Origin of the sequence: Pseudomonas sp. PDM27 (assembly GCF_019219205.1) — a bacterium.
Taxonomy (GTDB): Bacteria; Pseudomonadota; Gammaproteobacteria; order Pseudomonadales; family Pseudomonadaceae; genus Aquipseudomonas; species Aquipseudomonas laurylsulfatiphila.
Genome location: NZ_JAHUWF010000009.1, coordinates 20492 through 45904, shown reverse-complemented (window position 1 = coordinate 45904; position 25413 = coordinate 20492). Strand labels below are relative to the sequence as shown.

23 protein-coding genes are annotated in these 25413 nt (G+C 60.1%); 6 read left to right on the top strand and 17 right to left on the bottom strand.

Annotated features, from left to right (window positions below):
* Positions 1–1221, top strand: coding sequence for a benzoate/H(+) symporter BenE family transporter (locus KW838_RS18750; protein WP_102701611.1), 1221 nt, complete (start codon positions 1–3; stop codon positions 1219–1221).
* A 15-nt stretch (positions 1222–1236) separates the two neighbouring features.
* Entirely contained in the window at positions 1237–2505 is a 1269-nt protein-coding gene (locus KW838_RS18745; RefSeq protein WP_218502399.1) for an OprD family porin, read from the top strand.
* Positions 2506–2514: 9 nt separating this feature from the next.
* Here KW838_RS18745 and KW838_RS18740 read toward each other — a convergent pair whose 3' ends face one another.
* Positions 2515–2757 carry a DUF2790 domain-containing protein gene (locus tag KW838_RS18740; RefSeq protein WP_057713259.1) on the bottom strand — a complete coding sequence of 81 codons (243 nt, stop codon included), beginning with the start codon at positions 2755–2757 and terminating at the stop codon, positions 2515–2517.
* Between the two features lie 121 nt (positions 2758–2878).
* Between KW838_RS18740 and KW838_RS18735 the strand changes: the two genes are divergently transcribed.
* Positions 2879–3811, top strand: a complete 933-nt coding sequence (locus KW838_RS18735) for a LysR family transcriptional regulator (protein ID WP_218502397.1) — start codon at positions 2879–2881, stop codon at positions 3809–3811.
* 71 nt (positions 3812–3882) lie between these two features.
* A complete protein-coding gene (locus tag KW838_RS18730) occupies positions 3883–4572 on the top strand; it encodes an energy-coupling factor ABC transporter permease (protein ID WP_218502387.1) in 690 nt (229 codons plus the stop codon).
* An 18-nt stretch (positions 4573–4590) separates the two neighbouring features.
* Here the strand turns inward: KW838_RS18730 and yacG are convergent, their stop codons facing one another.
* The 4 genes from yacG to KW838_RS18710 are packed head-to-tail and all read right to left on the bottom strand — an operon-like array spanning position 4591 to position 7499.
* The gene (gene yacG, locus KW838_RS18725) at positions 4591–4791 is read right to left on the bottom strand and encodes a DNA gyrase inhibitor YacG (RefSeq protein ID WP_007970539.1); all 201 of its coding nucleotides are present in this window, start codon (positions 4789–4791) and stop codon (positions 4591–4593) included.
* A complete protein-coding gene (gene coaE, locus KW838_RS18720) occupies positions 4788–5411 on the bottom strand; it encodes a dephospho-CoA kinase (protein ID WP_007970541.1) in 624 nt (207 codons plus the stop codon). The genes yacG and coaE overlap by 4 nt, the downstream gene beginning before the upstream one ends.
* Positions 5408–6280, bottom strand: a complete 873-nt coding sequence (locus KW838_RS18715; RefSeq protein WP_218502377.1) for an A24 family peptidase — start codon at positions 6278–6280, stop codon at positions 5408–5410. The genes coaE and KW838_RS18715 overlap by 4 nt, the downstream gene beginning before the upstream one ends.
* A 1-nt stretch (position 6281) precedes the next feature.
* Positions 6282–7499, bottom strand: a complete 1218-nt coding sequence (locus KW838_RS18710; protein WP_218502375.1) for a type II secretion system F family protein — start codon at positions 7497–7499, stop codon at positions 6282–6284.
* Positions 7500–7726: 227 nt separating this feature from the next.
* Between KW838_RS18710 and KW838_RS18705 the strand changes: the two genes are divergently transcribed.
* The gene (locus KW838_RS18705; RefSeq protein ID WP_218502373.1) at positions 7727–8149 is read left to right on the top strand and encodes a pilin; all 423 of its coding nucleotides are present in this window, start codon (positions 7727–7729) and stop codon (positions 8147–8149) included.
* Between the two features lie 433 nt (positions 8150–8582).
* The gene (locus KW838_RS18700) at positions 8583–8939 is read left to right on the top strand and encodes a BON domain-containing protein (RefSeq protein ID WP_056728649.1); all 357 of its coding nucleotides are present in this window, start codon (positions 8583–8585) and stop codon (positions 8937–8939) included.
* Positions 8940–9206: 267 nt separating this feature from the next.
* Here the strand turns inward: KW838_RS18700 and KW838_RS18695 are convergent, their stop codons facing one another.
* The 12 genes from KW838_RS18695 to KW838_RS18640 form a co-directional block, all read right to left on the bottom strand.
* Entirely contained in the window at positions 9207–9500 is a 294-nt protein-coding gene (locus KW838_RS18695) for a DUF2845 domain-containing protein (protein ID WP_218502371.1), read from the bottom strand.
* Positions 9500–12457: a DUF748 domain-containing protein gene (locus KW838_RS18690; protein WP_218502362.1), complete on the bottom strand. Its 2958-nt coding sequence runs from the start codon at positions 12455–12457 to the stop codon at positions 9500–9502. The genes KW838_RS18695 and KW838_RS18690 overlap by 1 nt, the downstream gene beginning before the upstream one ends.
* A gap of 93 nt (positions 12458–12550) precedes the next feature.
* On the bottom strand, positions 12551–13567 hold the full coding sequence (locus tag KW838_RS18685) for a class I SAM-dependent rRNA methyltransferase (protein ID WP_102701622.1): 1017 nt from the start codon (positions 13565–13567) through the stop codon (positions 12551–12553).
* A gap of 103 nt (positions 13568–13670) precedes the next feature.
* Entirely contained in the window at positions 13671–14543 is an 873-nt protein-coding gene (locus KW838_RS18680; protein ID WP_102701623.1) for an oxygenase MpaB family protein, read from the bottom strand.
* A gap of 108 nt (positions 14544–14651) precedes the next feature.
* Complete coding sequence (acs, locus tag KW838_RS18675) at positions 14652–16589, bottom strand: acetate--CoA ligase (protein ID WP_218502360.1); 1938 nt, start codon at positions 16587–16589, stop codon at positions 14652–14654.
* Positions 16590–16782: 193 nt separating this feature from the next.
* Positions 16783–18447 (bottom strand): glucose-6-phosphate isomerase, encoded by a 1665-nt coding sequence (pgi, locus tag KW838_RS18670; RefSeq protein ID WP_102701626.1) that lies wholly within the window; start codon positions 18445–18447, stop codon positions 16783–16785.
* 224 nt (positions 18448–18671) lie between these two features.
* Positions 18672–19052 (bottom strand): aspartate 1-decarboxylase, encoded by a 381-nt coding sequence (panD, locus tag KW838_RS18665; protein ID WP_003228271.1) that lies wholly within the window; start codon positions 19050–19052, stop codon positions 18672–18674.
* Between the two features lie 184 nt (positions 19053–19236).
* On the bottom strand, positions 19237–20097 hold the full coding sequence (gene panC, locus KW838_RS18660) for a pantoate--beta-alanine ligase (RefSeq protein ID WP_218502357.1): 861 nt from the start codon (positions 20095–20097) through the stop codon (positions 19237–19239).
* Positions 20094–20894 carry a 3-methyl-2-oxobutanoate hydroxymethyltransferase gene (panB, locus tag KW838_RS18655; RefSeq protein WP_095965623.1) on the bottom strand — a complete coding sequence of 267 codons (801 nt, stop codon included), beginning with the start codon at positions 20892–20894 and terminating at the stop codon, positions 20094–20096. The genes panC and panB overlap by 4 nt, the downstream gene beginning before the upstream one ends.
* 364 nt (positions 20895–21258) lie before the next feature.
* Positions 21259–21744: a 2-amino-4-hydroxy-6-hydroxymethyldihydropteridine diphosphokinase gene (gene folK, locus KW838_RS18650; protein ID WP_218502336.1), complete on the bottom strand. Its 486-nt coding sequence runs from the start codon at positions 21742–21744 to the stop codon at positions 21259–21261.
* A gap of 3 nt (positions 21745–21747) precedes the next feature.
* The gene (locus KW838_RS18645; RefSeq protein WP_218502334.1) at positions 21748–23148 is read right to left on the bottom strand and encodes a polynucleotide adenylyltransferase PcnB; all 1401 of its coding nucleotides are present in this window, start codon (positions 23146–23148) and stop codon (positions 21748–21750) included.
* Between the two features lie 818 nt (positions 23149–23966).
* Positions 23967–25406: a sigma-54 dependent transcriptional regulator gene (locus tag KW838_RS18640; RefSeq protein WP_102701631.1), complete on the bottom strand. Its 1440-nt coding sequence runs from the start codon at positions 25404–25406 to the stop codon at positions 23967–23969.
* Between the last annotated feature and the right edge of the window lie 7 nt (positions 25407–25413).

Here is a 25413-nt window from a genome sequence, read left to right as displayed (position 1 = left end):
ATGAAAGCGTTTTTCCAGGACTTCTCGTTGTCAGCCGCGGTGGCTGGATTCATTGCCACGGTGATTTCCTATGCCGGTCCATTGGTGATCATCTTTCAGGCGGCAGAAGCGGCCCATCTTTCGCGGGAAATGCTGTCGTCCTGGATCTGGGCGATCTCAATTGGCAGTGCCGTGCTCGGTATCGGTTTGAGCCTGCGCTACCGCGTTCCGGTGATCATCGCCTGGTCGGCGCCAGGCTCGGCGTTGCTGGTGACGCTGTTGCCGGACATCTCCATGGCAGAGGCGGTGGGGGCTTATCTGGTCAGCAGCCTGGTCATTTTCGTGGTTGGCATCTCGGGGGCTTTCGACCGGATCATCAGCAGGCTGCCCGCGGCCATCGCGGCGGCGATGCTGGCGGGGATCCTGTTCAGTTTCGGCACCGGGTTGTTCGTGTCGATGCAGCACAAGCCGGTGCTGGTCCTGGCGATGTTTGCCTGCTACCTGATCTGCAAGCGCGTGATGCCGCGTTATGCGGTGATGCTGGTGCTGGTGGTGGGGTGTTCGATTGCCGCGTTCACCGGTGATTTGCATCGTGAAGCGCTGGTGATCGGCCTGGCCACGCCGGTGTGGATCACGCCCGAGTTCAGCCTGGGCGCGATCCTGAACATCGCCTTGCCGCTGGTGATGGTGGCGCTGACCGGTCAGTTCGTGCCCGGCATGGCGGTGCTGCGCGCCAGCGGTTATCCGACGCCGGCGAGCCCGATCATCGCCAGCAGCGCGCTGGGCACCGCGCTGCTGGCGCCCTTTGGTTGCCATGGGCTGAATCTGGCGGCGATCACCGCGGCGATCTGCACCGGTCGCGAAGCCCACGAAGATCCTCACAAACGCTACGTGGCCGGGGTCGTCGGCGGCCTGTGCTACCTGCTGTTGGGGATCTTCGGCGCCACGCTGGTCTCGCTGTTTTCAGCGTTCCCCAAAGAGTTGATCGCGGCGCTGGCCGGGCTGGCCCTGTTCGCCGCCATTGCCGGCGCGTTGACGGGCGCGATGGCGGTGCCGAGCGATCGTGAAGCCGCGCTGGTGACCTTTCTGGTCACGGCTTCGGGCATGTCGTTGTTCGGTTTGTCCGCGGCATTCTGGGGGCTGATTTTCGGCATGGTCACCCATGTGCTGTTGAGCGTCCGTCGTCCCGTTCCCCATCGCCAATCCACGGCTACTGAAGTCCTTCAACCAGTCGATCAATAACAATAAGAGAAAACGATGAAACAGATTCTCCCAACAACCGGTTCGGCGTTGTCCCTGGCTGTCGTCTCGAGTTTTTCCACAGGTGCGATGGCGGCGCAAACCGGCTTTGTCGAAGACACCACCGCGACGTTGCAGGCGCGCAATTACTACTTCAGCCGCGACTATTCCGACATCGTCGGCGCCAACCAGCAATCGAAGGCTGAAGAGTGGGCCCAGGGTTTCATCCTCAACGTGAAGTCCGGATACACCCAGGGCACTGTCGGGTTTGGGGTGGACGTCATCGGCTTGCTCGGTCTCAAGCTCGACAGCGCTCCGGACCGGACCAATACCGGTTTGCTGCCGGTGCAGGACGACGGCCGCGCGCCGGACAACTACAGCCGCCTGGAAGGCGCGTTGAAGATGCGCTACTCCAGAACAGAGCTGAAAGTCGGTGAGTTGCAACCCAATCTGCCGGTGTTGGCATTCAGCGATATCCGCCTGCTGCCACCGAGTTATCAGGGTGCAAGTATCACTTCCAGCGAGATCAATGGCCTGACGCTGCAGGGTGGTCACTTGAGTTCAACCAGCCTGCGCAACGAGGCTGGCGACGAAAAGATGCAAGCGATGCTGGGGCACGTGCCGCAGCGCCAGGTCAGCAGTGACGGTTTCAATTTTGCCGGCGCTGATTATGTCTTCAACGACAAGCGCAGCTCGGTCAGCGCCTGGTACGGACAACTGGAAGATATCTACAACCAGCGCTTTCTGGGTTTGAAGCACAGTGAACCGGTGGGCGACTGGACCCTCGGCGCCAACCTCGGTTACTACGATTCGCGCGAGGACGGCAAAAAACTGCTGGGCAACATCGACAACCAGGCGTTCTTCTCGTTGCTGTCGGCCAAGCGTGGCGGTCATACGTTTTACGTCGGCTATCAGGGCATGTTCGGCGACAGCGCGTTTCCACGGGTGTTTGCCAACATCTCGCCGCTGGGCAACGAAGTGCCGACCTACGAGTTCGCCTCCACCGATGAACGTTCCTGGCAGGCGCGCTACGACTATGACTTCGCGGCGCTCGGCGTACCGGGGCTGACCAGTACCGTGCGCTACATCAGCGGCAATAACGTCGATACCGGCAAGGGTTATGAAGGGAAGGATCGCGAGCGTGACCTGGACATCGGCTATGTGTTGCAGAGCGGCAGCCTCAAAGGCCTTGGCATCCGAGTGCGCAACGCGATGGCGCGTTCAAACTACCGCAGTGATATCGACGAGAACCGCTTGATCCTCAGCTACACCTGGACCTTGCTGTGAGCCCATTGATTACAGGTTGCTGGTGCAATCACCCATGACGTTATAGGTCACGCGGTGGGTCTGGCCCTGATGATCGACATACTCCATGGTCGCCGGTACAACCCCGCACGCGGTCGCAGTGTCGGACACAGAAACCACTTTGGCGATGTCCAGTGGCTGCGCCGGGTTGTACAGGACTGCGAGCGGCTCGTTGTCAGCGGCCATGGCCGAGGTGGCGATGACGGTCAGCAACAGGCTGATCAACGTTTTCATGTTGGCGTGCTCCGTGTTGTTGGTGATGTTTGAATTTTAGTCTTTGCCACCCACGGATAAAGGGGCGAACGGTGGATGCAGCCTTACATAAAACGTAACAGTCATCGCCCGAGGGGGGCTTATGGATGTGCTTAACAACTTGCGCGTGTTCATCCGGGTGGTGGATTGCGCCAGTTTCACCGGGGCTGCCGATGCGCTGGATCTGTCGACCGCGCAGGTATCCCGATTGGTCGCGGATCTGGAGGAACATGTACAGGCGCGCCTGCTGCAACGCACCACGCGGCGCTTGAGCCTGACCGACGCCGGCGAGCGCTTCCTGCTGCGCAGCCGGCAAATCGTCGACGCCATGGATGAGGCGACGGCCGAGGCCCGTGGCGCTCATATCAAGCCGGCCGGACGCCTGCGGGTGCACAGCATGAACGGCCTGGGGGTGCTGCTCACGCCGTTGATCGCCCGCTACAGCGAGCTTTATCCCGATGTGGTGTTCGAGCTGACCTTGTCGCAGCTCAATCCCGATCCGCTGGAGGAGGGGCACGATGTGGTGATTTCGATAGCTCCCGAACTGGCCGACTCGCAAATGGTTGCGCAGGCCGTCGGGCAGATCTACAGCGTGCCCTGTGCCTCCCCGGCTTACTTGCAACGCCGGGGTGTACCGCGGCAGCCGCTGGCGCTGAACGATCATCAATGCCTGCGCATGCTCGACCCCTTGTACAGCGATCAATGGCTTTTCCAGGACGAGCACGGCGAGCACGCCGTCAGCCCGGCCAAGACCTTTCAGTGCAACGTTGCCGAGTCGATGGTCAAGGCTTCGGAGGCGGGCATGGGCATCAGCCTGCTGCCGTTCTACACCGCGACGCGGCCCTTGAGCGATGGCACTTTGCTGCGCCTGTTACCTGCATGGCGCCTGCGCGAGCGTAATGTGTATGCGCTGTATCCTTCGCGACGCTTTCTCGATGCCAAGGTCCGCACCTGGGTGGATTTTCTCAAGTCTGAGCTGCCGAAGCTGTTTGCCGAACATGACGCGGTGACGAACGATCCGCGGCATTGGGCTTGAAGTCGAAGGGCAGGCGAGCGGCGGTGTAGACTGAGTGTCATTTGTCTTTCGCCAAGGAGTCGCGCGTAGCCATGATCGGTGCAGAGTTGCTGTCATCGCAAACCCTTGCGGTCGGCTGGCTGATCTATGTGCCCGTGTTGATCTGGGCGATCGCGCGCGCGTCGTGGGTTGAACTGTTCACCGACAGCCGTCGTCAGCATCTGCTGTTTGGAACGGTGTTTGCGCTGTTTCTGTTGTGGCTGGTGCGGCGCGACTTTGATACCGGCGTGTCTTACCACTTCATCGGCATGACAGCGGTGACGCTACTGCTGGACTGGCCGCTGGCGCTGGTTGGCGGGTTGATTGCACAAGCGGGACTGGTGCTGCTCGGCCGACAGGACCTGGCGGCGGTCGGGGTCAATGGCGCGTTGTTGATTGCGCTGCCGGTGCTGGTCACCGAGTGCTGCGCGATCCTGGTGGAGCGGGCGCAGCCACGAAATCCCTTCGTGTATATCTTCGTTTCCGGATTTTTCGCCGCCGCGCTGTCGGCATTGCTGTGTCTGCTGCTGGCGCTTTGGTTGCTATGGTTCGACGAGCGTTTTGCCATGCCGTACTGGCTGGAAGATTTTGTCGGATATCTATGGCTGATCATTTTTCCCGAAGCCTTTATCAACGGCATGATCGTCAGTGCGCTGGTCGTGTTTTGTCCGGAGTGGCTTGAGACGTTCAACCGCACCCGCTACCTCTCGGCCCCCTGGAAGGACGACGATCCCAAGCCCTGAAATCGTCGAACCGGTGGATCAGTGGCGCGGGTCGAAGTCACCGCTGAACATCTCGTCCTCGGCATCGGGAGCCACTGGAATCTTGTGTTCTTCGGACGCCCAGGCGCCCAGGTCGATCAGTTTGCAGCGGTCGGAGCAGAATGGCCGGAATTTGCTCTCGGCGGTCCATTCCACGGGGGCGCCACAGGTTGGGCATTCGACGGTTGTTGGTTGGCTCATGACTGGCCTCCACGCAAAGTAAGATAAAAGTGATGCAGGCGTTCGACCTCGCTGTGCAGCCAGGCCAGGTCGCGGTCGTTGACCACGACGTCGTCGGCATGGCTCACGCGATCCTGGCGGCTGGACTGGGCCTTGAGGATCGCCTGGACTTGTTGCTCGCTGGTCTGGTCACGTTGCAGGGTGCGTTCGATCTGCAATTGTTCCGGCGCATCGATCACCAGCACCCGTTGGGTCATGGCGTACTGGCCGGACTCGATCAGCAGCGGCGAAACCAGAATCGCATAAGGTGATTTTGCCAGCGCCAGGTGATGAGCGATTTCCTCGCCGATCAGTGGATGCAGGAGGGCCTCCAGCCAGCGGCGCTCTTCAGGCACTTCGAAGATCAATTTGCGTAGTGCGGCGCGGTCCAGTTGACCGTCGGTCTGCAACACGCCGGGGCCGAAGTGTTCGGCGATTTGTGCCAGTGCCGGGCGGCCGGGTTCAACGACCCAGCGAGCGGCATGATCGGCGTCGACCACATGCACGCCCAGATCGATGAAGTGTTGGGCGGCCGCGCTTTTACCGCTGCCGATGCCGCCGGTCAGGCCGAGAATCCAGGGTTTTTCCACAGGGGTATTCATTTCAAACCGACAAACTGCCAATAGAGGTCGGTTATTTGACCACCCCAGAGCAAGGCAATCCAGCCGGCAATGGCCAGATAGGGACCGAAAGGGATAGGTGTCGAGGTTTTTGCGTGGCGCAAGCGCAGGGTGATCAACCCGATGATTGCTCCCACCAGCGAGGACAGGAGGATGGTCAGCGGCAAAATCTGCCAGCCACCCCAGGCGCCCAGCATCGCCAGCAGCTTGAAGTCACCGTAGCCCATGCCGTCCTTGCCGGTGATCAGCTTGAACAGCCAGAACACCGACCACAGCAGGCCGTAGCCGGCGATCGCCCCCCACAGCGCCTCGTGCAACGACACGAACAGGCCGAAACTGTTGACGATCAACCCCAGCCAAATCAACGGCAGGACCAGTACGTCCGGCAATATCTGATGTTCGGCGTCGATCAGGCTCATCGCCAGTAACCCCCAGCTCAGGACCAGCACCAGGGCGGCCGGCCAACCGAAACCGAAGTGCCAGGCAACAAACGCCGACAACAACCCGCAGGCCAGTTCGGTCAACGGATAGCGCGGGCTGATCGCTGCCGCACAGGCTGAACAGCGGCCGCGCAAGAACACATAACTGAGTAGCGGGATGTTTTCCCAGGCGCGGATTCGGTGACCGCAGTGCGGGCACTGGGAGTGGGGCAGCAACAGGTTGTAGGTCGGCAGTGGCGTTTCGCCAGGTAGCCCGAGAATGTCATGGGCCTGCTCACGCCAGTCGCGTTCGAGCATTTTCGGCAGGCGCCAGATCACGACATTGAGGAAACTGCCGACCAGCAGGCCGGTGATGCCTGCGAGAAGGACAAAGGCCAGCGGAGAGTGAATCAGGATTTCATTCAAGGGCATGTCAGATCGCTGAGCCAAGTTGGAAGATGGGCAGGTACATGGCAACTACCAGTCCACCGACGATAACACCCAGCACCACCATGATGAACGGCTCCATCAGGCTGGTGAGGTTATCGACCATGTTATCGACGTTGTCTTCGTAGAATCCCGCGACTTTGTCGAGCATGGCGTCCAGGGTGCCTGACTCTTCGCCGATGGCCGTCATCTGTATCGCCATGTTCGGAAAGACGCCGGAGGTACGCATGGCGAAATTCAATTGCATGCCGGTCGAAACGTCTTGCCGGATGCGCAACACAGCGCGCTTGAACACGCTATTGCCGGTCGCGCCGGCCACTGATTGCAGGGCCTCCATCAGCGGCACGCCGGCAGCGAAAGTGGTCGACAGTGTGCGGGCGAATCGGGCCACGGCGGACTTGTGCATCAGGGTGCCCACCAGCGGCAGTTTCAGCAGCCAGGTGTCCATCCGGTCACGCAAGGCCGGGGACTTCCCGAGGGCGTGGCGCACGCCGAAGGCCATCGTGAGCAGTGCACCAAGGACCACCCACCACCAGGCCTGCATGAATTGCGACAGGCCAATGACCATCACGGTGAAGGCCGGCAGTTCGGCGCCGAAGCCTTTGAACACCGATTCGAACTGCGGCACGACATTGACCAGCAGAATCCCGGTGACAATTGCCGCGACGAACACCACCACCAGTGGGTAGGTCATGGCTTTTCGGATCCTGGCCTTGAGGGATTCGCTTTTTTCCTTGTAGGTCGCGACCCGCTCCAGAAGGGTGTCGAGGGCACCGGCCTGCTCGCCGGCATCCACCAGGTTGCAATACAGCTCATCGAAATACCGGGGCTTCTTGCGCAGGGCGGCGGCGAAGCTGCTGCCTGCTGCAACTTCCTGTTTCAGTTCGTCCACCAGCGTGCGCATGGCCGGGTTATCGAAGCCCTCGCCGATGATGTCGAAGGACTGCAACAACGGCACGCCGGCCTTCATCATCGTCGCCATTTGCCGGGTGAACAGGGCAATGTCCTGGGCCTTGATACGCTTGCCCATGCTGAACACAGATGGGTTTTTTTTGCGAACCTTGCCGGGACTGATGCCTTGCTTGCGCAGTTTCGCCTTGATCAGCGCCGGGTTTTGAGCGCTGAGTTCGCCGGTCACTTTTGTGCCTTTGCGGTCGATGCCTTCCCATGCATACACGCTGATTTTCGCTGCCTTGACCGCCATGTTCAGTCCTGGGTATTCCGATTGAGTTGCTCTTATAGCCTAGTCAAAGGATGGGGCCAAACCCGCCAGGGTGAGGTGACAAAAAACGTCAGATAGTGCGGGTTCTGGTGGGAGGAAAAGGCCTGACGGCTACCAGGTCCCCTGCCAACAGGGGCTTCCGGCCTTGGCACAGGCTGTGCTGCCAAGGGGCAGGTCATGAGCCTTCGACTCATGCATGGAGCTTGTACATGAACAATCAGAAAGGTTTTACCCTGATCGAGTTGCTCGTCGTGGTGGCGATCATCGGGATCCTGGCAACACTGGGCCTGCCGATGTATTCCAAGTACCAGGCCCGAGCCAAGGTCACGGCGGCGATGGCCGAGCTGACTGCGATGAAGGTGCCGTTCGAGGATGTGATTAATCAGGGGGAAACGCCGACAATTGCCAACGTGGCGCCCGCCGGTGAGGCATCGACCACCCATTGCACCCTGTCTGTGACGGCTACAACGCCGGAGGGAGCTGGATCAATCGTATGTACGTTGCACAATGCCCCGGGGGTGGTCCAGGGCAAAACCGTCACCCTGACACGGGACGAAGCCAAAGGCTGGTCATGCAAGAGCAGTGTTTCCCAGGATTACTTGCCTAAAGGGTGTTCCGGTTCTGCGGCATGAGTTGCTCAATCAATTCCCCGCTTTTGCGTAATGCTGTTCATCTGTGGCGAGGGAGCTTGCTCCCGCTGGACTGCGCAGCAGTCCCATTTTCAGGGCCGCTTCGCGCCCCAGCGGGAGCAAGCTCCCTCGCCACAGATACAGTGAGCACTACCGCTTTTGCGGGGTTTTTCCTGTTTGTCGACCGGTCGTCAAAAGCCGCTCATAAAGCTCAGAAATTTCAGCATCTTAGGAACTTTTCATAAACCCGCAACTTGCATGCAGTGTTTGTGCATCTCGTGCATTTTGCATGATTCCGAAAATTAGCTGATTTTATAACTTGTTGATTTATAATGTTTTATCCTTGGTCTCAAAGTTGGCACAGCGTTCGCAGTATCCTTGGTAACCCTGCCGACAAGACACCCGGCAGACTTTCCGAAAAACAGGAGTTACTCGTATGAAGAAGTTCGCTATCACTGCCGCTGCTGCTACCGCGCTGACCCTGACCATGGCCAACGCCGCGTTTGCTCAAACCACCCAGGCAACCCAGTCGCCAATGGTGCTGGCTGCCGGTGAGATGACCGAAGCGAAAGAAGCTACTTCCGATACCTGGATCACCACCAAAGTCAAAGCTGACCTGATGACCGAAAAAGGCATCCCAGGTAGCGACATCAAGGTTGAAACCAACAAAGGTGTGGTATCGCTGTCGTCGACCACCGCCGTGACCGATTCGCAAAAGGAAATGGCTGTGGCCATCACCAAGAAAATCAAAGGCGTCAAGGCGGTCTCCGCTGACGGCCTGAAAGCCGAGTAAGGCAAGACTTCTCGCCTGGACCGGGAGAAGGCGCGACAGACGAGCCGAGTCATACGTCTGTTGCAACCTGAGTGTTCATGCGAAGGGCCAAACGGATGTTGGCCACCACAGGCCCCGCGCATTTTTGCCGGGGCCTGTTTTATGTGGTTCGCCGTAAACAATTGTGGGAGCGGGCTTGCTCGCGAAGGCTGACTGACATTCAACACATGCGTTGAATGAAAAACCGCTTTCGCGAGCAAGCCCGCTCCCACTTTGAATCGTGGTTAATCAATTGCCGCGTTTGCTGGTGATCTGTTTCAGCCGATTACCTTCGAACCGCAAGTATTGATACATGCCGCCATTCGGTCCGTAGGTCCATTCCTCGACCTGAAACTCCTCGCGCCGGTCTGCACTGCGCTTGTAGCCCAGCAGGTCGCGACTCACCGGTTCACCGCATTTCTGCACCACCTCACTTGAGCGATCACCGACGCTGATCAATTGGCTGCCGCAGCGCAGGGTATCGGCGGCCCAGGCCTGACTGGCCGATAGCGCCAGGACCAGGCCTGCCAGCCGCCGCATCATCACTCGGCATCCAGATGCATCGGTGTCACCACGCGGCCGTCACTTTCCGCTTCGCCCAGATTGGCGTCGATGAAGTACACCCGCTCATCTTCCAGTTTGGCCTTGTCGACCAGGTAATCCTTGATGCTGCTGGCGCGCTCCTGGCCCAGTTGACGCAACAGTACGTCACTGGAACTCCAGAACTTGATCACCTCGGCGCGCATTTTTGCGGTGCGCTCTTCCTTGCCCAGGTCCTTCCATTCGGCAGGGGGCTGGGTTTTAAGGCGGGTGCGGTAGATACCTTCGAGCAACGGACCTTTTTCCCCATCCGGCACTTCCAGCAACGAAGCCTGGGCCGGGACCTTGTCACCGCGGCGCTGGAGCATTTTGTAGTAGTTGTACTGGTATTCCCGTTCCAGGCGTTGTTCGGCGATCAGCGGGCCATCGCTGCTCTGGGCGGCGGTGCCTTCGATTTCCAGGCGCAGGGCCGGGCGTTCCTTGAGCGCCTTGGACAGTTTGTCCAGGGCGCCTTCGGCGTCCTTGCCCAATTCGCTGGAACCCGCCGCAAATGAAACGCTGCCCAGGTCTTCCGAACCGCCACCGTTGACCAGCCCGCCAATGAGTTTGAACGGCGCCGCTGCGGCTTTGACGATCAGGTTGCGCAGGGTCTGCCAGATAATCGGCATGACGCTGAACTGAGGGTTGTTCAGATCGCCGGTGACCGGCAGCTCGATGGAGATCTTGCCGTCGACGTCCTTGAGCAAGGCAATCGCCAGTTTCAGCGGCAGGCTCACGGCATCCGGGCTGTCGACTTTTTCACCCAGCTGCAGTTGCTCGACCACCACCTTGTTTTCGGCTTTGAGCTGCCCCTTGGTGATCTGGTAATGCAGGTCGAGATTGAGCCGGCCCTTGCGGATACGGTAGCCGGCGAACTTGCCGGAGTAGGGGGTCAGCGTGGTCAGTTCCACGCGTTTGAAGCTGGTGGCGATGTCGAGGCTGGCCATCGGGTCGAACGGATTGACCGAGCCCTTGATGGTCACCGGCGCGTAGCGGTCGACCTTGCCCTTGACGTCGACACTGGCCGGTTTGGGCTGGCGGCTGTCGATGGTGCCGATCTGCCCGTTGAGTTGCTGGATGGCGGTGGCGAAGTTCGGGGTCAGGCTGAAGTCGGCGAAGTTGGCCGAACCGTCATTGATGAAAATGCCGCCGATGTGGATGCCCAGTGGTTTTTCGTTGCTTGTCGGTTTGCTCGCTGCCGTTTTTGCCCCGGAATCCGCCGGTTGCGGGATCAGCAGATCGTCGATGTTGGTGGTGCGATCATCGTTGATCATGAAACGCGCATAGGGCTGGAACAGGTTGACCTTGTCGATCGACAGGCTGTCCCCATGCTGATAGTTCAGGCCTTCGACCACGACCTGTTGCCACTTGAGGAAGTCGCGGGTTTTCAGGGTGTCCAGGGTATGCAGCTGATCGACCTGGGCGCGACCGGTGACGCCGAAGGCCAGGGGCTCGGTGCTTTTGAGGTTGACCGCCAGATCGCTGCCGAGCATGCCGCTGCGCAGTTCCAGGCGAATGAATGGCGTGATGTAGGACTGGGCAACTCGCAGGTCGATGTCCCTGGTCTGGACCTTCAGCCTGGCGCTGACCGGGGCCAGGTTGACCTCGCCGTCGGCCATGATCTTGCCTTGCTTGCCCACGCCGGTATCGAGCTTGAGGGTAAAGGGCGAGCCGTTGAGGCTGTCGAAGTTTTGCAGGTCGAGGTTCAGCGGAGCCAGGTCCAGGGCGACGGCAGGCTGCGCCTTGCGGTCAGCCAGATGCACCTTGTAGTCGCGCAGTTGCACATCCTTGATCAGTACCTGCCAGGGTTTGTCGGGTGCGCCCGGTTCGGGTTTCGGTGAGTCTGCCGCCGCCGGAGTGCTGGTCGGTTCGGCATCCGCCTTGGCTTTGGCGGTGGCTTTTGACGGTTGGCTGGCGAACAGTTTCTGCCAGTCGAGTTGGCCGTCCGGTTCCAGCGCGGCCCAGGTTTCCAGTTTGTGGCTGCGGATCTTGCCGACCACCACCTGCTGTTTGGCCAGGTCCACCGTGGTTTCGCTGACGTCCAGTCGCTCAAGCTTTACCAGCGGCCGGCCATCCGGCGCCTTGATCGCGAAGGGGGCGACAGTGACCGCTACATTGCTCAGCAGCAGCTCGGTTTCCTTGGACAGACTGAGTTTGTAGTCGGTGCTGATGCTCATGACGCCATTTTCGAGATCCAGTGGAACGGCATCGCGCACATAGGGCCAAAAGGCTTTCATCTTGCCATCAGTGATTTTCAGCTTACCTTCGGAGGCGATCGGGATCAGGCTGAAATTGCCCGTCCAGTCGATCTGTCCGCCATTGGGGCCGACGGCCACCAGGGTCATGTCGGCACTGTCATCGGGCAGGGTGCTGAGGTTCTTCAGCTCGAAATCGAGGGAGTCGTAGAGAAACTCGATGGGCTCGCTGGGGCGGGCGTCTTCAAAGTGCACGGCGCCGCCGGCCAGCTTGATCCGCTCGATGCGCAGCGGAAACGGCTTGGCATCCGGGTCGGTTGGTGTGGGTTCGCTTGCTGGCAGTTTGAACAGCCCGAGCAGATTGAGTTTGCCGTCCTTGCCGAACAGGATTTCGGTCTTGGGCTTGTCCAGTTCGACATCGGACAGGTGCACCGCCTTGGTCCACAGGCTGTCGAGTTGCAGATTGGCGTACAAGCGTTCGAAAGCGACCTGCTCCTTGCCGGGCTCGCCGATGTTCAAGCCCCAGAGGGTCAGTTCAAGGCTGAACGGATTGAACTCGATCCGCTGGATCGTGGCGGGGGTGGTGGCGTAGTTGGCCAGTTGCTGGTTGGCAATGCGCAACGCCACACCCGGTAAAATCAGAAAACCCAGCAAGCTGTAGAGAGCCAGAGCAGTCAACAAGGCGCCGATGGCGCGAATCAATCCTTTGTACATGTGCGGCTTCATCTGTCTGAATCGGAGTGCCTTGGAGTATGGCACGCGTTTCTGGTTCCGAAGTGATTGACCTGTCGAGGAAGTTTCAGATTTCTCCCACAGCTGTCAGAGCTGCAGAATCAGGGTTTTCAGCGGTGGTTGCTGATCCATCGACGGAAAGTCGGCGCCTGGTTTCATCACGCTCCATTCACGCACCGGCCGCCCGGCCTTCTCTGCGCAACGCAAAACCTGCTCGCGCCAGTCGTCCATGCTGACTTTCGCCAGGTTGTTGCAGCAGATCAGCACGCCGTTGTCGGCGGTGGTCAACAAGGCCGGCTTGAGCAGACTCTGATAGTCGCGCAGCAGGTCGACGGTACCGAATGCGCTCTTGGCCCAGGCCGGTGGGTCCAGCAGCACCAGATCGTACTGGCGCTGTTCCAGGCGCTGATAGCTCGGCAGTTTTTGCCCGCGGCGCTGGCTGATCGGCAGGCCGGCCAGTTGGCGAATGGCCGGGAAGTAGTCGGACTGGATAAATTCCATGGGCGGCAACTGCGGGTTGAGTTGGCCGTTCTCCCGACCGACCGCCAGGTTGCCTTCGGCGAAGTCCAGGTTGCACACCTCGCGCGCGCCGCCGGCGGCGGCACTGAGGCCGACGCCACAGGTGTAGGCGAACAGGTTCAGCACGCTTTTGTTCTTGCTGTGATCCTTGACCCAGCCGCGGGTGTTGCGCAGGTCGAGGAACAGCAGAGGGTCTTGTCCGGCATGGCGGCCACGCACCCGATAGTTCAGGCCCCATTCGTGGCCGACCAGGTCTTGCAGGGCGGCTTCGTCGGCGCGGTAGACGATGTCTTCGCGATCGATGCGCGAGTTACCGCGGGAGCGGTCGTTGTAGACCAACAGGGTTTCAAAACCCAGGTATTGGTTGATCGCGTCGTGCAGCTGCAGCAGCGCCTCGCGCTCCAGCGGCTGATGGAAGCTCTGCACCAGCAATTGCGGGCCGTAGCGGTCGATGGTCAAGCCACCGGCACCTTCCTGGCTGCCGTGGAACAGGCGATAGCAATCGGTGCCCTGCTGGTGCAGTTCGGCGAGCAGGTCCTGGCGTTGATCGAGGGCGGCGCGCAGCGCCTGATTCAAGGAAGACATGCTGGGCGCCTTGCAGGAGAGAATTGGGCGCGGGAGTTTAACAGTTACTGAGCTTCAAGCTTCAAGCTTCAAGCTTTGAACTTGGAGCTTGCGGCTCTGAGCGTCAGCTCAGCAACCCCATCCGTCGTTTAGCCCGATGCACCGATCCATTACGCACCGCCCAGCGCAGCATTGGCGCGCTGCGGTTGACGCTGGCGCGGATCAGTTTGCGTTGCAGCGGGTTCTGGCTGACGCCGAGCATGTCACTGGCCCAATCCGGCAGCAGATCGATCCCCGCCTGCATCATCAACCCGCCGAACGGCTTGGCCAAACGACTGGGAGAGGGCGCGTTCAACAACAGGCGCAGCACCTCGCGGCTGCGCTCGTCGCACAGCAGTTGCGGGCGCACGCGCTCAAGGTAGTCGGCAATGGCCTGCCGCGAACGGGGCACATCCCGGGCACCGAGACGCTCGGCGACCAGGGCGATCTCTGCGTAATAGCGATCCTGATCGGCTGGGGACAGTTGCGGGTTGCGATAGCGCAAATGCGCGGCGAGGAAGTTGCTGACCTCGGCGACGTGCACCCAGGTCAGCAGATCGGGATCGCTGGCGGCATAGGGGCGTCCATCCGGCGCCGTGCCGGTCACCTGCAAGTGAATGGTGCGAACCTTCTCGATCAACCAGTCGGCGTCTTGCCGCGAACCGAAGGTGGTGCCGGAGATGAACTGCCCGGTGCGGCGCAAGCGACCGAGCATGTCTTCACGAAAATTCGAATGGTCCCAGACCCCGGCCAATGCCAGCGGGTGCAGGGCCTGCAGCATCAGGGCGCTGATGCCACCGATCAGCATGCTGCTGAAATCGCCATGGACTTGCCAGCTCACCGAGTCCGGTCCGAACAGCCCGGGGTCGCCCTTGGGGTTTTCCAGATCGAGCTTGCCCAGGGACAAACCGGTCAGGCTCATGATTTGGGTTTCGATGCGGGTGCGGATGAATTCCATGGTGTCCCGGTAATTTTTTGTAGGAGCTGCCGCAGGCTGCGATCTTTTGATCCTGCAGAGCAAAGTCAAAAGATCGCAGCCTGCGGCAGCTCCTACAGAGAGCGAGCATTATTGATTCAGGCGTTTATCGATCAGCCCTTGCACCACGCTCGGGTCGGCCAGGGTCGAAGTATCTCCCAGGCTATCGAGTTCGTTGCAGGCGATCTTGCGCAGAATGCGCCGCATGATCTTGCCTGAGCGGGTTTTCGGCAAGGCCGGCGCCCACTGGATCAAGTCCGGTTTGGCGAAACTGCCGATTTCCTTGCCGACCAGAGCCAGCAATTCCTGCTTCAGTTCATCGTTGGTTTCGACGCCGTTCATGGGCGTCACGAAGACATAGATACCCTGGCCCTTGATGTCGTGGGGGTAACCGACCGCAGCGGCCTCGGCGATGCTGTCGTGCAGCACCAGCGCGCTTTCGACTTCGGCGGTGCCGATACGGTGGCCGGACACGTTGATCACATCGTCGATGCGCCCGGTGATCCAGTAGTCGCCATCTTCATCGCGCCGCGCGCCATCGCCGGTGAAGTAGTAACCCGGATACGGCTTGAAATAAGTGTCGACCATGCGCTGCGGGTCGCCATAGACGCTACGGATCTGCGCCGGCCAGCTGGATTTTATGGCCAGTACGCCGCTGCCGGCGCCTTGGATTTCCTTGCCTTGCTCGTCGAGCAGCACCGGCTGCACACCGAACATCGGTTGTGTGGCGCAACCGGGTTTGATTCGTTGGGCGCTGACCAAAGGGCTGAGCATGATGCCGCCGGTCTCGGTCTGCCACCAGGTATCGACGATCGGGCAACGCTCTTCGCCCACCTCATGGAAGTACCACTCCCACGCTTCCGGATTGATTGGTTCGCCGACCGTACCGAGTAGCCTGACGCTGGCGCGGGAGGTTCCCTTCAACGCGGCGGGCCCTTCGCGCATCAACGAACGCAGGGCCGTCGGGGCGGTGTAGAAAATGTTCACCTTGTGTTTGTCGATCACCTGCCAGAAGCGCGAGGTCGTCGGGTAGCTCGGCACGCCCTCGAAGATCAGCGTGGTCGCGCCGTTGGCCAGCGGACCGTAGACGATGTAGCTGTGGCCAGTGACCCAACCGACGTCGGCGGTGCACCAGAAGACCTCGCCATCGCGGTAATCCAGCACGTACTTGAAGGTCATCGTCGCTTGCAGCAGGTAGCCGCCGGTGGTGTGCAGCACGCCTTTGGGTTTACCGGTACTGCCGGAGGTGTAGAGGATGAACAGCGGGTCTTCGGCGTCCATCGGCTCGGGCGGGCAATCGGCGCTGGCTTCGCGCAGGGCCTGCTGGTACTTGATGTCCCGTCCTTCGACCCAGTTCACTTGCACATTTCTGCGCTCGACCACCAGCACGGTGCTGACGTTCGGGCAGCTTTGCAGCGCCTTGTCGACGTTCTGCTTGAGTGGCACGGGCCTGCCGCCGCGCACGCCTTCGTCGGCGGTGATCACGGTGCGGCAGTCAGCGTCGAGAATGCGGTCGCGCAACGAGTCCGGGGAGAAACCGCCGAACACCACCGAGTGCACCGCACCGATGCGGGTACAGGCAAGCATGGCGTAGGCCGCCTCGGGAATCATCGGCATGTAGATGCACACGCGGTCGCCTTTTTTCACGCCACGGCTTTTCAGCACGTTGGCCAGGCGGCAGACGTTTTCATGCAGTTGTTTGTAGGTGATCGATGTCGAGTCGGCAGGGTCGTCGCCTTCCCAGATGATGGCGACCTGATCGCCGCGTTTCTCCAGGTGCCGGTCGATGCAGTTGTAGCTGACATTCAATTGCGCACCGGCAAACCAGCTGGCCTCACCGGTCTTCAGGTTGTAGCGCTGGACGGTTTCCCAGGGCGCGCTCCAGTCGAGAAAACGCGTGGCCTGTTCGGCCCAGAAGGTGCTGGGGTGTTCAATGGATTCGCGGTACAGGCGCTGATAGTCGTCTTGACTCAGTTGTGCAGCCCGGCGGACGGCATCGGCTTTGGGGAACTTGCTGATATCGAACATGACGGTTCCTTATTCTTGTTTTGCGACAAAGATAAAGATGCGCCGAGTGGTCAATGGGTTCAAGCCGTACACAAAACAACTGTGGGAGCGAGCCTGCTCGCGAAAGCGTTGGGTCAGTCAACATCAAAGTCGACTGACAAACCGCATTCGCGAGCAGGCTCGCTCCCACAAGGTACAACAGGGCAGTGTCAGATTATCCGCGGTGACGACCGCGGAAGTAGTTGATCAGCCCTTGAGTCGAGGCGTCCTCGGCCGGGGTTTCTTCACTGCCGACCAGGCGGTTGTAGACGCCTTTGCCCAGCTCCTTGCCCAGCTCCACGCCCCACTGGTCGAAGGCATTGATGCCCCAGATCACGCTTTGCACGAAGACTTTGTGTTCGTACATCGCCACCAGTGCGCCGAGGCGACGCGGGCTGATGCGTTCGACCACCAGGGTGTTGCTCGGACGATTGCCCGGGATCACCTTGTGCGGCGCGAGTTTGTGTACCTCGGCTTCGCTCATGCCTTTGTCGCGCAGCTCGGTTTCGGCCTCGGCCAGGGTCTTGCCGAGCATCAGCGCCTGGCTTTGGGACAGGCAGTTGGCGTACAGCCACTGGTGGTGGTCGGACACTGGGTTGAAGCTGACGATCGGCACGATGAAGTCGGCCGGAATCAGTTGGGTGCCCTGGTGCAGCAGCTGGTGGTAGGCGTGCTGACCGTTGCAGCCAACACCGCCCCAGATCACCGGCCCGGTATCGGTGGACACCGGCTTGCCGTCCTGGCGTACGCTCTTGCCGTTGGATTCCATGTCCAGCTGTTGCAGGTGCTTGGTGATGTTACGCAGGTAGTGATCGTACGGCAGGATCGCGTGGCTTTGCGCACCCCAGAAGTTGCCGTACCACACGCCGAGCAAGGCCAGCAGCACCGGCATGTTCTGTTCGAACGGTGCGCTCTGGAAGTGCTGGTCCATGGTGTAGGCACCGGACAGCAGCTCCTTGAAGTTGGACATGCCGATGGCCAGGGCAATCGGCAAGCCGATGGCCGACCACAGCGAGTAACGGCCGCCGACCCAGTCCCACATCGGGAAGATGTTTTCTTCGCGAATGCCGAAGGCTACGGCGGCGGCGTTGTTGCTCGAGACCGCGATGAAGTGGCGATACAGCTCGGCTTCCGAACCACCCTGGGCCAGGTACCAGGCACGGGCGGCCTGGGCGTTCTTCAGGGTTTCGAGGGTGTTGAAGGATTTCGACGAGACGATGAACAGCGTGGTCTCGGCGCGCAGCTTCATGGTCAGTTCGTGGAACTCGCTGCCGTCGATGTTCGCCAGGTAATGGCAACGCACGCCTTTCTGGGCGTAGGACAGCAAGGCTTCGGACACCAGTTCCGGGCCGAGGAAGGAGCCACCGATGCCGATGTTCACCACGTCGGTGATCGGCTTCTCGGTGTAACCACGCCACAGACCATCGTGGATGCGGCCGACGAGGTCGGTGATCTGGTTCAGCACCTTGTGCACTTCGGGCATCACGTTGACGCCATTGACCGACAGCTTGTCACCGACCGGGCGGCGAAGCGCGGTGTGCAGGGCTGGACGGCCTTCGGAAGCATTGACGATTTCGCCATCGAACAGCGATTTGATCGCGCCCTTGAGGTCGACTTCGTTGGCCAGGCCCACCAGCAGATTGCGGGTCTCGGCGTTGATCAGGTTTTTCGAATAGTCGAGAAACAGGCCGCAGCTGCTGAGGGTGAATTGAGTAAAGCGCTGCGGATCGGCATTGAAGGCCTCGCGCATGCTGAAATCCTGCATGGCTTGGCGGTGGTCATTCAGCGCTTGCCAGGCGGGCAGAGCGGTAACGTCGTGAGGAGTGCGGTAATACGCCATCGCTGCGGGTTTCCTTATTACTTGAACGGCCTTTAGAACACTAAAAATCCCGGAGCGCTGTGGGTGGGCGTTCCGGTCAACTGCGTCGACACGATTTCATGGCGCAGGGCGAATACAGTAAACCCCGCGCAATGATCTGTCTTGACTTTGTCTGACCTGTTTCCGGTACTTTTTTAACATCGAAGTTAGGAATGGTCCGACAAACGGAAGAGACAGGGCTCGGATCAGGCGACCTGGACCGGAATGGCATTGCTGGTGTGGCTCAGTTCATTGCCCGGTGCCATGTAGAGCATGCGCGGCTTGAAGTTGAGCAGTTCGGCTTCGCTGTAGTGTGCGTAAGCGCAGATGATCACCCGATCGCCAACCTTGGCCTTGTGCGCGGCGGCGCCGTTGACCGAGATCATGCGCGAACCTTCTTCGCCACGGATGGCGTAGGTGGTGAAGCGCTCGCCGTTGTCGACGTTGTAGATCTGGATCTGTTCGTACTCGCGGATGCCGGACAGGTCCAGCCATTCACCGTCGATGGCGCAGGAGCCTTCGTAATCGAGTACAGCGTGGGTGACTTCGGCGCGATGCAGCTTGGCTTTGAGCATGATGGCGTGCATGAGTGTTTCCCAGGTCGGCGGGCAAGTGGCCCGAAGGGTTTGTGGGCGTCAGTAAGGTGTGTATGGGCGCAGCAGAACCCCTGTGGGAGCGAGCTTGCTCGCGATAGCGGTGGATCAGGCAAAACTGTTGTGACTGAACATCCGCCTTCGCGAGCAAGCCCGCTCCCACAGGGTTTTTTGTTGTTTAGATTGGCGCGTCGAGGTTCAGATGCAGGTTGTCGATCAACCGCGTCGTACCGAGGAACGCCGCCACCAGAATCACCAGGTCACGATCCTGCGCCGTCGCCGGGCGCAGGGTCAGGGCATGGCGGATTTCCAGATAGTCAGGACGCAGGCCAGCCGTTTCGAGCTGTTTGACCTGCGTGTCGATCAGCGCCGGGAAATCGCGTTCGCCCTGCTTGATCGCCTCGCTGATCGCATTCAGCGTGCGGTAGACCACCGGTGCCACAGCGCGTTGCTCTTCGTTGAGGAAACCGTTGCGCGACGACAGCGCCAGGCCATCGGCCGCCCGTACGGTCGGCTCACCGATGATCTGGATCGGCATGTTCAAGTCATGTACCAGCGCGCGAATCACCGCCAGTTGCTGGAAGTCTTTCTCGCCAAAGATCGCCAGGTCCGGCTGGACCATGTTGAACAGCTTGCTCACCACCGTCGCCACGCCTTCGAAATGCCCCGGCCGGCTTGCGCCACACAGGCCTTCGGACAATTGCGGGACACTGACGCGGGTCTGGCCGGCCATGCCGTCGGGATACATCTCCTCGACGGTTGGCGCGAACAGCAGATGGCAACCGGCCTGGAGCAGTTTTTCCTGGTCGGCGGCGAGGGTGCGCGGGTACTTGTCGAGGTCTTCGCCAGCACCGAATTGCAGCGGGTTGACGAAAACGCTCGCCACCACGAAGTCCGCCCGTTGGGAGGCCTTGGTCACCAGCGCAACGTGGCCGCTGTGCAGGTTGCCCATGGTTGGCACAAAGGCAATGCGCTTGCCTTCGCTACGGGCACGGGCCACGGCGGCCCGCAGTTCACGTACGGTCTTTACGGTGTTCATGCAGAGAATCCGTGTTCGATTCCAGGGAAAGTCGCCGCCTTGACTTCAGTCACGTAGGCATTCAATGCAGCTTCAATGCTGGTCTGGCCAGTCATGAAGTTCTTCACGAATTTTGGCACGCGGCCGGTAATGGACAGCCCCAGCATGTCGTGCAGAACCAGCACCTGGCCATCGGTGCGATTGCCGGCGCCAATCCCGATCACCGGAATCTTCACCGCCTGGGTGATTTCTTCTGCCAGCTCGCTCGGGACGCATTCGAGCAACAGCATGGCCGCGCCCGCCTGTTCCAGGGCGATCGCGTCAGCACGCATCTGCCGCGCCTGGTTTTCATTGCGACCCTGGACCTTGTAGCCGCCAAGGATGTTCACCGACTGCGGCGTCAGGCCCATGTGCGCGCAGACCGGGATGCCGCGCTCGGCCAGCAGGCGGATCGAATCGGCCAGCCACAACGCTCCTTCGACCTTGACCATGTGCGCGCCGGCCTGCATCAACAGGGCGCTGTTGGTCATGGCTTGTTCGGTGGTGGCGTAGGCCATGAAAGGCAGGTCGGCGAGGATCAGGGCATCGCTGTTACCGCGTTTGACGGCAGCCACGTGGTAAGCCATTTCTGCGGTGGTGACAGGCAAGGTGCTGTCGTGGCCCTGCAAAACCATGCCGAGAGAGTCGCCCACCAGCAGCACTTCGACGCCGGCCTGGTTGCAGGCGTGGGCGAAGGTTGCGTCGTAGCAGGTCAGCATGGTGATCTTTTCACCTTTTTGCTTCAGACCTTGCAGGGTGGTCAGGGTGATGGCTGGCATGAAAAGTTCCTCATTCAGGCGCTGTGGAAACTACTGCGAGTAACGCGCGTGATTCTTCGTTGAATACAGGCGCACGCTCTTTCGTCGTGCTTTTAAGGCCTGGATTGCGCCCTTGAACGCCGTGTAGGCGGCAGCGGGACGCCTATAGTCGTGAGGAGAACGAGGGAAGTCAATTGCGTGTGTTACCGCATTGTTACGGGTGGGGTGTTACCGGAGTAACTGATGCGATTCAGCAGCAGATCTTGTGCTCGACACAAAACCAATGTGGGAGCGAGCTTGCTCGCGAAGGCGGTGTTTCAGCCAACATTGATTCTGGATGACACACCGCCTTCGCGAGCAAGCCCGCTCCCACAGGGGATTTCGGTCAATTTTGGGGCAGGCGTTCCAGGCCGACGAACGGGCATGCCTTGAGCAGTTCGACCAGGGTTCGGCCATCGGCGAGTTGCAAATCCGCAGGTGCCAGTTCCGCCAGCGGATACAGCACAAAGGCCCGTTCCTGCATGTGGTAGTGGGGAACCTTGAGGCGCGGCTCGTCGATCAGGCGATCACCGAACAGCAAGATGTCGAGGTCCAGCGTACGCGGTCCCCAGCGTTCAAGGCGCTCGCGACCCTGGCCGTTTTCGATGGCCTGCAAGGCATCCAGCAATTCCAGTGGCGCCAGCATGCTGTCGAGAGCGGCCACCGCATTGGTGTAGCGCGGTTGTCCGGGAAGCAGCGAGTCGCTTTGATAAAACGCAGAAACCCCGACCAGTCGGGATTGCGGCAAGGACGCCAGCGCCTCGGCGGCGCTGCGCAATTGTTCGGCGGGGTCAGCCAGATTACTGCCCATGCCGATGTAGATGCGTTCCATGGATTACTCGCCCGAGGTGCTCGAAGCGCCAGCGGCGCGCTTGCGCTTGGAACCACCACTGCGGCGACGCTTGCGCGGGGCGCCGGTGCCTTCTTCCTTGCCGCTGAGGTCGCGGATCATGTCGCGGCGCTCGCTTTCATTGGCGTCCTGATAGTCGGTCCACCATTCGCCGAGGCCGTCAGTCTGCTCGCCTGCACTCTCGCGCAACAACAGGAAGTCATAGCCGGCGCGGAAGCGCGGATTGTCCAGCAACAGATCGGCACGCTTGCCGCTGCGGCGCGGCAGGCGTTCCTGCATGTCCCAGATCTCGCGGATCGGCATGGTGAAGCGTTTCGGAATCGCGATTCGCTGGCACTGTTCGGCAATCAGCTCATGCGCCGCTTCCTGCATCGCCGGAATCGGCGGCATGCCACGCTCCTGCAGGCGCAGGACGCGCGCGGGCAGGGCAGGCCAGAGCAGGGCCGCGAACAGGAACGCCGGGGTGACCGGTTTGTTCTGCTTGATCCGCAGGTCGGTATTGATCAGGGCTTCGCTGATCAGGGTGTGGGTGTAGGTCGGGTTGTATTCCAGTGCTTCGGCGCTGGCCGGGAACAGTGGATCGAACAACTGCAGGTCGACCAGCATTTCAAACGTATCCGCGGCGTGGCCGGAGAGGAACAGCTTGAGCACTTCTTCGAACAGGCGAGCCGACGGGATCTCGCGCAGCATCGGCGCCATGTCGCGGATCGGCAGGGCACTGTGTTTTTCGATACCGAAGTTCAGCTTGGCGGCGAAACGCACGGCCCGCAGCATGCGTACCGGGTCTTCCTGGTAGCGTTGCTTCGGATCGCCGATCAGGCGGATCAGGTGATTGCGGATGTCGTGTACGCCGTTGGCGTAGTCGAGGATGCGCTCGCTGACCGGATCGTAATACAGGGCATTGATGGTGAAGTCGCGACGTTGCGCGTCTTCTTCCAGGGTGCCATAGACGTTATCGCGCAGGATGCGCCCGCTTTCGTTGCGCGAAGACTGGTTGCTGTCTTCCTCGTCTTCGTTTTGCGGGTGATTGGCACGGAAGGTCGCGACTTCGATGATTTCGCGGCCGAAGTGGATGTGCACCAATTTGAACCGACGCCCGATGATTCGCGCGTTACGGAATTCGGCCCGCACCTGCTCGGGGGTGGCGCTGGTGGCAACGTCGAAATCTTTCGGTGTAATGCCCAGCAACATGTCGCGCACGCAGCCGCCCACCAGGTAAGCCTGATAACCGGCGCTCTGCAGGCGTTCAACGATATTCACCGCGTAGCGGCTGAATTGCGCCTTTTGCAGCGAGTGTTGGCCGCTGTTGAGCACTTCAGGCGTGCTGCGAATGTGTTGCGTAGGACGCTTGGGAGAACGGAATGACTGGAACAGCTTCTTCAGCATGGGATGCACTGTTTGAAGGAATATTCGGCCATAACAGAAGAATGACCGCATGATGGGCGGGGATTCTAGCATTTAGTCGGGGGATGGTGTAGGACACAGCAGATATGAGCTGTAAGGCGCAGGATGTAGGAGCGAGCTTGCTCGCGATGGACGTGAACGATTACGCGTACAACCAGATGCCCCGATGTGCCTGTGGGATTTTCGCGAGCAGGCTCGCTCCTACAGTGATACGCGGGTTTTTCTGAATCGCGGAAACTACAAGGGGAGCCGAAGCTCCCCAAGAAGTAGTTGCATGCTCTATTTTTATTTTTGGTTTCGGGCTTTTTGTTTTTGTTAAGTGCCCTTGTCATGAAGCTTTCCTTCATGACCCTCCCAATCGGGAGCCAAGAGCAAACGGATTGCTTTGGTCGCTGAATTGCAGTGATCTTTCGATCCAACCAGTACAGGCTCTGTCTTAGGACAGTTTTTGTTGTTCTCGGCCTGGTCGTGGGGCAAGCCCCAAATACAACGCCTCTCCAAAAGAATCAGTTAGCTGCGCCTCTCGCCGTCTTGTTTTTATTGTGCGTGAGTCGATTCGTCTTATTTTTATTGTCTTGTGCATTGCTTGTTATTGTTCTTGTACCAAACATATAGCAGGGTGCGTGCCAACTTTTGCGAAACCCAATAAAACAAGGGGTTAGGTCGGCTGCCAGGCATTTCGAAGGCAAAAAAAAGCCGGGGCTTCGTTACCGTAAGCCCCGGCTTCTGTTACGTGAAAAAACTGAGGTAACAGTTTTTTCACAAAGTCACGTGTTACCCGCACATGAGACAGGTGGGGTTCAGCTTTCGCTGGCCACCCCTGTCTTGCGCCGCGGGATGCCCAGGCGCTGACGGCGCTCCCACAGGCATTTGCGGCTGACCCCGAGTTTGCGGGCCAGCTCGGTTTCAGTCATGTGGTCCTGATGCTCGAGGACGAAATGCTGGAAGTAGTCCTCCAGGGAGAGGTCTTCGGTCGGTTCGTGGTTGCTGTTACCGGCGTTGCTGTTGCCCTGTTGGGGGGGCAGGCCAATGAATTCGTCATCTTCCAGGTCGCCCAGTTCGATGTCGATGCCCAGCAGCTCGGCGGAGATTTCCGGGCTTTCGCACAGGATAACGGCGCGCTCGACGGCGTTTTCCAGTTCACGGACGTTGCCCGGCCAGGAGTAGTGACGAATGGCTTGCTCGGCATCCGCGGCGAACTTCAGGTCGGTGCGGTTGATTCGCGCACTTTGCCGCGCCAGGAAGGCGTTGGCGATTTCGTTGACGTCCGCACCGCGTTCGCGCAGGGCTGGCAGCTTCAGCGCAATAACGTGGAGGCGGTAATACAAGTCTTCGCGGAACTGGCCGATCTTCGCCAGGCTCTTGAGGTCGCGGTGAGTCGCGGCGATCAGGCGCACATCGACTTTTTGCGACTGCACAGAACCTACGCGACGAATTTCGCCTTCCTGCAATACGCGCAGCAGGCGAGCCTGGGCTTCCAGCGGCAGTTCGCCAATTTCGTCGAGGAACAAGGTGCCGCCGTCCGCCGCTTCCACCAGGCCGGCGCGCCCGGCGCTGGCGCCGGTGAATGCGCCTTTTTCGTGGCCGAACAGTTCGGACTCGATCAGGCTTTCCGGAATGGCTGCGCAGTTCACCGAAATCATCGGTGCCTTGGCGCGTCTGGACAGGTTGTGCAGTGCGCGGGCCACCAGTTCTTTACCGGTGCCCGATTCGCCCTGAATCAGCACATTGGAATCGGTCGGCGCGACTTTGCGGATCTTGCCATACAGGTCCTGCATCGGCGGGCATGAGCCGATAATGCCGATTTCACCGTTGCTGTTGTCGGCACCGGACTTCGCCGCACCATTGGCGGCTTTGCCGGCAACCGCTTCACCACCGGTTTGTGCCGTTTGTCGGTCACGCAGGATTCGTGCGGCGGCTTGCAGCATTTCGTCGTGGTCGAATGGCTTGGCAATGTAATCCACCGCACCCATTTTCATCGAGTCGACGGCCGAGCGCAGGCTCGCGTAGCTGGTCATGATCAGCACCGGCGTACCTTGGGCGAGCTTGATCAACTCTGTGCCAGGCGCGCCCGGCAAGCGCAGGTCACTGACGATCAGATCGAACGAGGGAATGGTGAAGCGTTCTTGTGCTTCCTGCACTGAACCGGCTTCGCTGACCTGGTACTGGTTGCGTTCCAGCAGGCGGCGCAAGGCGGAGCGGATAATGGTTTCGTCTTCGACGATCAAAATGTGCGGCATTGATTCG

What these genes read in the sequence shown, in the direction of transcription:
- folK (WP_218502336.1), bottom strand. Translation starts at nt 21,744, where the DNA reads ATGGAACGCATCTACATCGGCATGGGCAGTAATCTGGCTGACCCCGCC.
- KW838_RS18700 (WP_056728649.1), top strand. Translation starts at nt 8,583, where the DNA reads ATGAAGAAGTTCGCTATCACTGCCGCTGCTGCTACCGCGCTGACCCTG.
- KW838_RS18645 (WP_218502334.1), bottom strand. Translation starts at nt 23,148, where the DNA reads ATGCTGAAGAAGCTGTTCCAGTCATTCCGTTCTCCCAAGCGTCCTACG.
- KW838_RS18740 (WP_057713259.1), bottom strand. Translation starts at nt 2,757, where the DNA reads ATGAAAACGTTGATCAGCCTGTTGCTGACCGTCATCGCCACCTCGGCC.
- KW838_RS18705 (WP_218502373.1), top strand. Translation starts at nt 7,727, where the DNA reads ATGAACAATCAGAAAGGTTTTACCCTGATCGAGTTGCTCGTCGTGGTG.
- panD (WP_003228271.1), bottom strand. Translation starts at nt 19,052, where the DNA reads ATGCACGCCATCATGCTCAAAGCCAAGCTGCATCGCGCCGAAGTCACC.
- panC (WP_218502357.1), bottom strand. Translation starts at nt 20,097, where the DNA reads ATGAACACCGTAAAGACCGTACGTGAACTGCGGGCCGCCGTGGCCCGT.
- KW838_RS18690 (WP_218502362.1), bottom strand. Translation starts at nt 12,457, where the DNA reads ATGAAGCCGCACATGTACAAAGGATTGATTCGCGCCATCGGCGCCTTG.
- panB (WP_095965623.1), bottom strand. Translation starts at nt 20,894, where the DNA reads ATGCCAGCCATCACCCTGACCACCCTGCAAGGTCTGAAGCAAAAAGGT.
- pgi (WP_102701626.1), bottom strand. Translation starts at nt 18,447, where the DNA reads ATGGCGTATTACCGCACTCCTCACGACGTTACCGCTCTGCCCGCCTGG.
- KW838_RS18695 (WP_218502371.1), bottom strand. Translation starts at nt 9,500, where the DNA reads ATGATGCGGCGGCTGGCAGGCCTGGTCCTGGCGCTATCGGCCAGTCAG.
- KW838_RS18735 (WP_218502397.1), top strand. Translation starts at nt 2,879, where the DNA reads ATGGATGTGCTTAACAACTTGCGCGTGTTCATCCGGGTGGTGGATTGC.
- acs (WP_218502360.1), bottom strand. Translation starts at nt 16,589, where the DNA reads ATGTTCGATATCAGCAAGTTCCCCAAAGCCGATGCCGTCCGCCGGGCT.
- KW838_RS18680 (WP_102701623.1), bottom strand. Translation starts at nt 14,543, where the DNA reads ATGGAATTCATCCGCACCCGCATCGAAACCCAAATCATGAGCCTGACC.
- coaE (WP_007970541.1), bottom strand. Translation starts at nt 5,411, where the DNA reads ATGAATACCCCTGTGGAAAAACCCTGGATTCTCGGCCTGACCGGCGGC.
- KW838_RS18640 (WP_102701631.1), bottom strand. Translation starts at nt 25,406, where the DNA reads ATGCCGCACATTTTGATCGTCGAAGACGAAACCATTATCCGCTCCGCC.
- KW838_RS18750 (WP_102701611.1), top strand. Translation starts at nt 1, where the DNA reads ATGAAAGCGTTTTTCCAGGACTTCTCGTTGTCAGCCGCGGTGGCTGGA.
- KW838_RS18715 (WP_218502377.1), bottom strand. Translation starts at nt 6,280, where the DNA reads ATGCCCTTGAATGAAATCCTGATTCACTCTCCGCTGGCCTTTGTCCTT.
- KW838_RS18730 (WP_218502387.1), top strand. Translation starts at nt 3,883, where the DNA reads ATGATCGGTGCAGAGTTGCTGTCATCGCAAACCCTTGCGGTCGGCTGG.
- KW838_RS18710 (WP_218502375.1), bottom strand. Translation starts at nt 7,499, where the DNA reads ATGGCGGTCAAGGCAGCGAAAATCAGCGTGTATGCATGGGAAGGCATC.
- KW838_RS18685 (WP_102701622.1), bottom strand. Translation starts at nt 13,567, where the DNA reads ATGTCTTCCTTGAATCAGGCGCTGCGCGCCGCCCTCGATCAACGCCAG.
- KW838_RS18745 (WP_218502399.1), top strand. Translation starts at nt 1,237, where the DNA reads ATGAAACAGATTCTCCCAACAACCGGTTCGGCGTTGTCCCTGGCTGTC.
- yacG (WP_007970539.1), bottom strand. Translation starts at nt 4,791, where the DNA reads ATGAGCCAACCAACAACCGTCGAATGCCCAACCTGTGGCGCCCCCGTG.